This is a genomic window from Kutzneria sp. NPDC051319, from assembly GCF_040682195.1.
Lineage (GTDB): Bacteria > Actinomycetota > Actinomycetes > Mycobacteriales > Pseudonocardiaceae > Kutzneria.
Window position 1 is genome coordinate 1 of the sequence record NZ_JBFBAM010000147.1, and the last position, 5,395, is coordinate 5,395.

The 5,395-nt window shown below is 70.9% G+C and carries 9 protein-coding genes; all 9 read right to left on the reverse strand.

All coding sequences use genetic code 11. The features are described 5' to 3' along the window. Positions 1–440 (reverse strand): TIGR03557 family F420-dependent LLM class oxidoreductase (locus AB0M73_RS49475; RefSeq protein WP_363907142.1); only part of this gene is annotated, 440 nt, incomplete at its 3' end. Between the two features lie 49 nt (positions 441–489). Then, positions 490–870, reverse strand: coding sequence for a hypothetical protein (locus AB0M73_RS49480; RefSeq protein ID WP_363907144.1), 381 nt, complete (start codon positions 868–870; stop codon positions 490–492). Continuing rightward, positions 863–1,081 (reverse strand): hypothetical protein, encoded by a 219-nt coding sequence (locus tag AB0M73_RS49485; RefSeq protein WP_363907146.1) that lies wholly within the window; start codon positions 1,079–1,081, stop codon positions 863–865. Before AB0M73_RS49485 ends, AB0M73_RS49480 begins: the two co-directional genes overlap by 8 nt. A gap of 39 nt (positions 1,082–1,120) precedes the next feature. Further along, positions 1,121–1,495: a VOC family protein gene (locus tag AB0M73_RS49490; protein ID WP_363907148.1), complete on the reverse strand. Its 375-nt coding sequence runs from the start codon at positions 1,493–1,495 to the stop codon at positions 1,121–1,123. A gap of 212 nt (positions 1,496–1,707) precedes the next feature. After that, entirely contained in the window at positions 1,708–2,799 is a 1,092-nt protein-coding gene (locus AB0M73_RS49495) for a Vms1/Ankzf1 family peptidyl-tRNA hydrolase (RefSeq protein ID WP_363907150.1), read from the reverse strand. Further along, positions 2,772–3,182, reverse strand: a complete 411-nt coding sequence (locus AB0M73_RS49500) for a hypothetical protein (protein WP_363907152.1) — start codon at positions 3,180–3,182, stop codon at positions 2,772–2,774. Before AB0M73_RS49500 ends, AB0M73_RS49495 begins: the two co-directional genes overlap by 28 nt. A 79-nt stretch (positions 3,183–3,261) precedes the next feature. Beyond that, complete coding sequence (locus AB0M73_RS49505; protein WP_363907154.1) at positions 3,262–3,489, reverse strand: SDR family NAD(P)-dependent oxidoreductase; 228 nt, start codon at positions 3,487–3,489, stop codon at positions 3,262–3,264. Positions 3,490–3,526: 37 nt separating this feature from the next. Next, a complete protein-coding gene (locus AB0M73_RS49510; RefSeq protein ID WP_363907156.1) occupies positions 3,527–3,727 on the reverse strand; it encodes a hypothetical protein in 201 nt (66 codons plus the stop codon). Between the two features lie 12 nt (positions 3,728–3,739). After that, positions 3,740–5,263, reverse strand: a complete 1,524-nt coding sequence (locus tag AB0M73_RS49515; RefSeq protein WP_363907158.1) for a complex I subunit 5 family protein — start codon at positions 5,261–5,263, stop codon at positions 3,740–3,742. Between the last annotated feature and the right edge of the window lie 132 nt (positions 5,264–5,395).

Consider the following 5,395-nt stretch of genomic DNA (forward strand, 5'->3'; position numbering starts at 1 on the left):
CCCTCGTAGCTGACCGGCCCGCCGCGGTGCAGCGCCCGGATCAGCTCCACCGCTTCCTCCAACATGGACAGTCGCGTGTCCGCCGTCGGCCACGGGTCGCCGAAGATGTGCTCGTTCAGCGCCTCCCCGCTGCCAACGCCGAGCGTGAACCTGCCCTCGCACTGCACCGCGGCCGTCGCCGCCGCCTGGGCGATCACCGCCGGGTGCAGGCGCACCGTCGGGCAGGTAACGGCCGTCGTGATCGGGAGGTTCGTCCGCTCGGAGAGGGCCCCGATCACCGACCAGACGAACGGGCTGTTGCCCTGCTCGCGGTTCCAGGGGTGGTAGTGGTCGGAGATCCACAGCCGGGTGAAGCCGGCCCGCTCGGCCAGCGTCGCCTGCCGAACCAGCTCCCGCGGCCCGAATTCCTCGCTGGACAGGAAGTATCCGATGCTCACCATGCCTGACGGGTACCGCGGCGGTCGCCGGTCAAACCTGCCGCGAAAGGCGCTAGCGGTTCAGGGTGGAGCGCACCAACGCTGCGGCCAGGTTGGCCACCTGGTCCGGTTTGACCAGCTCGGCCAGGCGCTGTGGCTGCGTGGGCAGGCCGTGGCGCCTGGCCGCCTCCAGGGTCCGCTGGTCGAAGAAGGGACGCAGGCGGGGCCAGACGGCCTGGACCTCGCGGCAGAAGATGTCGGCGCCGGTTTCGGCTATGCCGGGGAACTTCTGGACCTCGCGGTGCGGAGAGCGCATCCGGCGGAGGTCGCCGTGCCAGGTGTCCAGCAGCAGCTGGGCACCCTCGCCGAGACGGGTGGCGGTGCTCTCGTCGTACCGGACGTAATCGCCGCGGCCGAGGGCGTCGACCCGTTCCTGCCACGTGGCGTCAAGCATGCGGCGAGGGGTGCGGAGGCCGGTTGAGAAGAGCTCCCGTGCGGTGGAGACGGCGATGTCGGCGGCGGATCCGCGCCGACAGGAGGGTGGCCAGGATCAGCAGCTGGTACAGGGGAGCGGGCTTGTCACGCAGCGTGATGCCGGCTTCGTGGGCGTAGGTCGCGCCGAACCGGTCGAGGAGCTGCTTGACGGTGGTCTGGCGACTGGGCACGGCCGGGTCACCCCCTGACGTCCGTAGGCTCGTCGCGGTTCAGGACGCAGAACTCGTTGCCCTCGGGTCGGCCAGCACGGTCCACGGCTCGTCGTTGCGTTGTCCGATGTCGACGCGGGTGGCGCCGAGGGCGAGGATGCGCTCGACCTCCAGCCGGTGGCGGCCCGGCGGGGCCGCGACGTCGAGGTGGATACGGTTCTTGCCGGTCTTCGGCGGGACCTCGGGAACCTGCTCGAACAGCACGGCAGAGCCGTGGACGGTGTCCCAGTCGGACGGCCCGATCTCGACGAACGCCGTCCCGTCGGTGCTGGCGCCGGACTGCACGACCTCGTAGCCGAGCACGGCCGACCAGAACTCGGCCAACCGGTGCGGGTCGGCGCAGTCGATGGTGGTCGCGACGATATGAGTCACCATGGCCATCGGGTTACCCGCTGGCGGGCGCGGGCGAAACCTGAGGGTCTAGTTGCCTGTGGGCGATGATTGTCGGTTTGTGTCTGAGGGTTCAGGTGTGTGCGTGATGGGTGGTACTCGTCGAGCAGTAGTCCTCGAAAGGGGCCCGCTTGGTCGGGGCGCGCGGGCGGGCCACTCGACCAACCCGAGCAAGCCCGCCCGCTCGCTCCGCCGCCTCAATACCGCAACAGCGCCCCAACACCGTCGGCCAGTTCCAGGTGGCCGTCCGGCACGACCACGTTCGCGCCGGAGACCGAGGCGGCCGCGGGTAGCGCCTCGTCAGCCCGGCGCTGCACGGCCTCGTCCTCGACCAGCCCATCGGCCTTGCCGGCGACCTGCTCCAGCCCGCCGGCAGTCCACAAGGGACGGTCGGCCGGCAGCTTGTCGGTGACCACGACTGTTTCCGCCCGTGCCTCTCGCAGCGCGGCGGTCACGGCCTCCAGGCCCTGCACCGCGAGCCCGCTGTCCCGGGCGAGCTCGGCGGCGAAGCGATCGACCCAGGTCTGCTGGGCCGCCCGGGCGTAGTCCTCGACGATGAGCCGCACCTCGGCCTCCAACGCGGCCTCGTCGATGCCCTCGGCGCGCCCACCGGTCTGGGTGTCGACGGCGATCTCCAAGAGCCGCTTGGGCAGCGCCTCCCGCAGCTCGGCCCGGGCCTGCACCTCGGCGGCGATGACGATCAGCTGCGCCCGCAGCTCGTCGACCAGGTGCGACAACGCGTCGACGACGTCGGCCGCGTTGTCGCGAGCGGTGTTCTCCACCCGGTGCTGCATCTTCAGGTGCGACCATCCTGCCCCGGAGACCTTGTGGACCGGATGGTCGGAACCGTCCACGGTGGTCTTTTCGGCCAACTCGCCGTGAGCGCTGTAGCCGCGGAGGTCGGCCCCGACGCGGTCCATGATCACCACGACGTAAGGCACCGGCGGCACGTTCTGCGCGGCCAACGGCAGCAGGTACGGCAGCGAGGACCAGCGGACCTCGGGCGTGGCGGGCGGAACCGCCAGCCAGGTGTCGAGCAGCACCCGGCCGGCGGAGGCGATCAGCGCCCGCCCGACCTTGCCGACCGGCCTGGCGCCGGCCAGGACGGCCTGTTCCAGCTCCTGGATCGTCGATCGGTCCGCGCCCTGGTCCTCGAGCCCGGCGCGGATCTCCTGCCAGCGCAGTTGCGTCGCGTGCTCGGCGTCCTCGGTGTCGTGGCTGGCGTCGAAATACACCGACGCGAACTGGCCGGGTGCGGTGATCAGCTCACGTAGCTCGGTCGTCTCCATGATCTTCCTTTCGATGGGCACGACGGCGCAGCAACATGGCGGTTGTCGCGAGAGCGCCCCCGAAGGGCGCCGCGGTGCGAGTTCAGCCACCACTGCCGGCTGTGAGGCGGGGCGGTGTCGTCGAACGCGCCGTGCGCGCCGTGGTCGCTCTGCCGGTCGACCGCCTCCCAGAGGTTCGGCCCGGAACGAGGCGGCGTGCGGTCCACCTGCTGTGCGTCGTAACCAGTACGGGCGAGATGCCGGTCCAGCACGCCGCTGGCCAGTTTCTCGCCGAGAATCGTTGCCACGGTCGAGCCGCCGACCCAGTACTCCCGTCGCCGCGGATGCGCGGCGGCGTGCACGATGGCCTCGGCGGCGGCCTCGGGCTGGTAGATCGGGGGCACCGGGCGCGCGCCGGCAGCGGCAGCCGGGACAGCAGCCAGTCGAACTGCGGCGTGTTGACGGCCGGCAGGTGCAACATCGTCACGCGCACGCCGCTGTGGTCGTGCAACAGCTCGCAGCGCAACGACTCGGTGAAGCCCTTGATGGCAGCGGTGTGCCGCCGGCCTGCCGCACCTCCTCGGCTGCGGCGGCGAGGCCCGCCTCGCCCCGGGCCAGCAGCGCGACGCGATCGCCTTGCTCGGCGAACATCCGTGCCGTCGCCCGGCCCACGCCACCGGTGGCGCCTGTGATCACAACGACTCGATCCATGGACCCCGGGTACCCAACGTGCCGCCGAGTATCCCCGTCAGGTGACCAGGAACAGCGCGCCCACGGCGGCCATGCCCAGCATCAGCCACGCCGCGTAGTCACCGACGTGGCCGGAGTGCAGGCGGTGCATCACGTGCAACGGGGTCTTCAGCGCCACGCGCAGCCGTCCCGGTCCGAAGTGGACACCGACGAACCCGATTCCCACGGCCAGCGCGGCACTGAACAGCCCCAGCGCCACTCCGGACCACGTCTACGCCGTTTCCTCAACCCCGCTGGCCAGCGCGGCAGGGGCACCGTGCAGGGTCTGGGCGAGCAGGCCGGCCCGGTCCAGGAACCGTTGCGCCCCAGCGCCCATCGCCTGCGCCACCGCCGGCACGGCCCCGACGGCCAGTCCGCCGGTCAGCGGCACCGCGATCGCACCGGCCATGGTCGCCGGGATCCGGTCGGGGAATCGGCCTTCCTGCTCTTCGTCGTCGCCCTTGGTGGTGTCGACGTCGATGTCCTCCGGCGGCGGGCCAAGGCCGAAGTGGATGCGCAGCGACGCCCGCAGCACCGCGCCGCCGGTCGCGGCCGAGACCAGCACGAACAGCGCGATCAGCGCGACGCTTCCGGTGGTCTCCTCGCTGATCGCCTTGCCAAGCCCGGTGCCGAACGGCGGCAGCCCGGCCAGCGCCAGCGCGCCGAGTGGGAGCAGCCACTTGGTCAGCCGCTCGTCACGCCCCACGCGGTACAGGTCGAACTCGTCGACGCTTCCCTTACGGGCCAACAACACGCCGACCATCAGGAACAGCGCGCCCTTCACGCCGGCATGCCCGAACACGTACACGACGGCCCCTGCCACCCCGGAGGCCGTCAGCGTCGCCAGGCCTACCAGGAACAAGCCCAGGTGTGCGATCGTCGAGTACGCCACCATGCGCTTGAGACGCCGCTGCATGAGGCACAACACCGCCCCCAGCACGGCCGTGGCGATGCCGAGCACCACCAACGTGCCGTGCAGCGACGAAGCGGGCAGCACGCCGCCGAACACGGTCGTCGACACGCGCAGCACGCCGTATAGGCCGAGCGGCGCCATCACGCCGGAGAACAGCACGCACACCGGTGTCGGCGCGACCGCGTGGGCGTCGGCCAGCCAGAAGTGGAACGGCAGGATCGCCGCCTTCACCAGCAAGCCGGTCAGCACCAACACCAGCGCCGTCAGGACCAGGACGTCCATGCCGTGCCGGTCCGGCGCCGCGCCGATCTGCGGCATCCCGAGCTGGCCGGTCCGCGCGTACAGGATCCCGATGCCGGCCAGCGAGAAGTACGCGCCGAGCGAGGTCACCACGCCGAAGGTGAAACCGCCCTGCACGGAACGGGGTTCCTCGATCTTGTGTCCGGTCAGCGCATACGCGGTGGCGCTCATGAGTTCCAGGAACACGAACAGGTCGAACAGGTCCGCGGTCAGCGAGAACCCGACCATGCCGGCCGAGAACAGCAGGATCAGCACGTGCACGTGCGCCTCGGCGGCGTCGAAATACCGCCAGGTGTAGATCAGCGCGCACGCCGTCAGGGCACAGGCCAGCACCGCGAAGCCGGCCCCGATCTGGTCGGCGGCCAGCACGATCCCGACGCTCGTGCCGTCTTTCGGCGTCCACCCGCCGACCCACGTCACGACACGGCCGGAATCCGTGGCCACGAACAACAACGTCATGGCCGCGACCCCGGCCACGGCCGCGACCATGGCCACCGTGTCCACGACGAGCCGCGGCACGAACTTGGCCAGCGCGAGCACCACGCACGCGCCGACCAGGGGGATCGCGATGCATCAGCAGCGCGAGCGCGCCGCCGAGCAGGAAGAACGCGAACGTGGTGACGAGGTACATCACCCCGATCCGCTTGTGATCGGTGGTGAACAGCGTCTCTTCGA

Coding starts and splice junctions, on each gene's coding strand:
- AB0M73_RS49480 (WP_363907144.1), bottom strand. CDS start 870: ATGCTTGACGCCACGTGGCAGGAACGGGTCGACGCCCTCGGCCGCGGC.
- AB0M73_RS49490 (WP_363907148.1), bottom strand. CDS start 1,495: ATGGTGACTCATATCGTCGCGACCACCATCGACTGCGCCGACCCGCAC.
- AB0M73_RS49505 (WP_363907154.1), bottom strand. CDS start 3,489: ATGGATCGAGTCGTTGTGATCACAGGCGCCACCGGTGGCGTGGGCCGG.
- AB0M73_RS49495 (WP_363907150.1), bottom strand. CDS start 2,799: ATGGAGACGACCGAGCTACGTGAGCTGATCACCGCACCCGGCCAGTTC.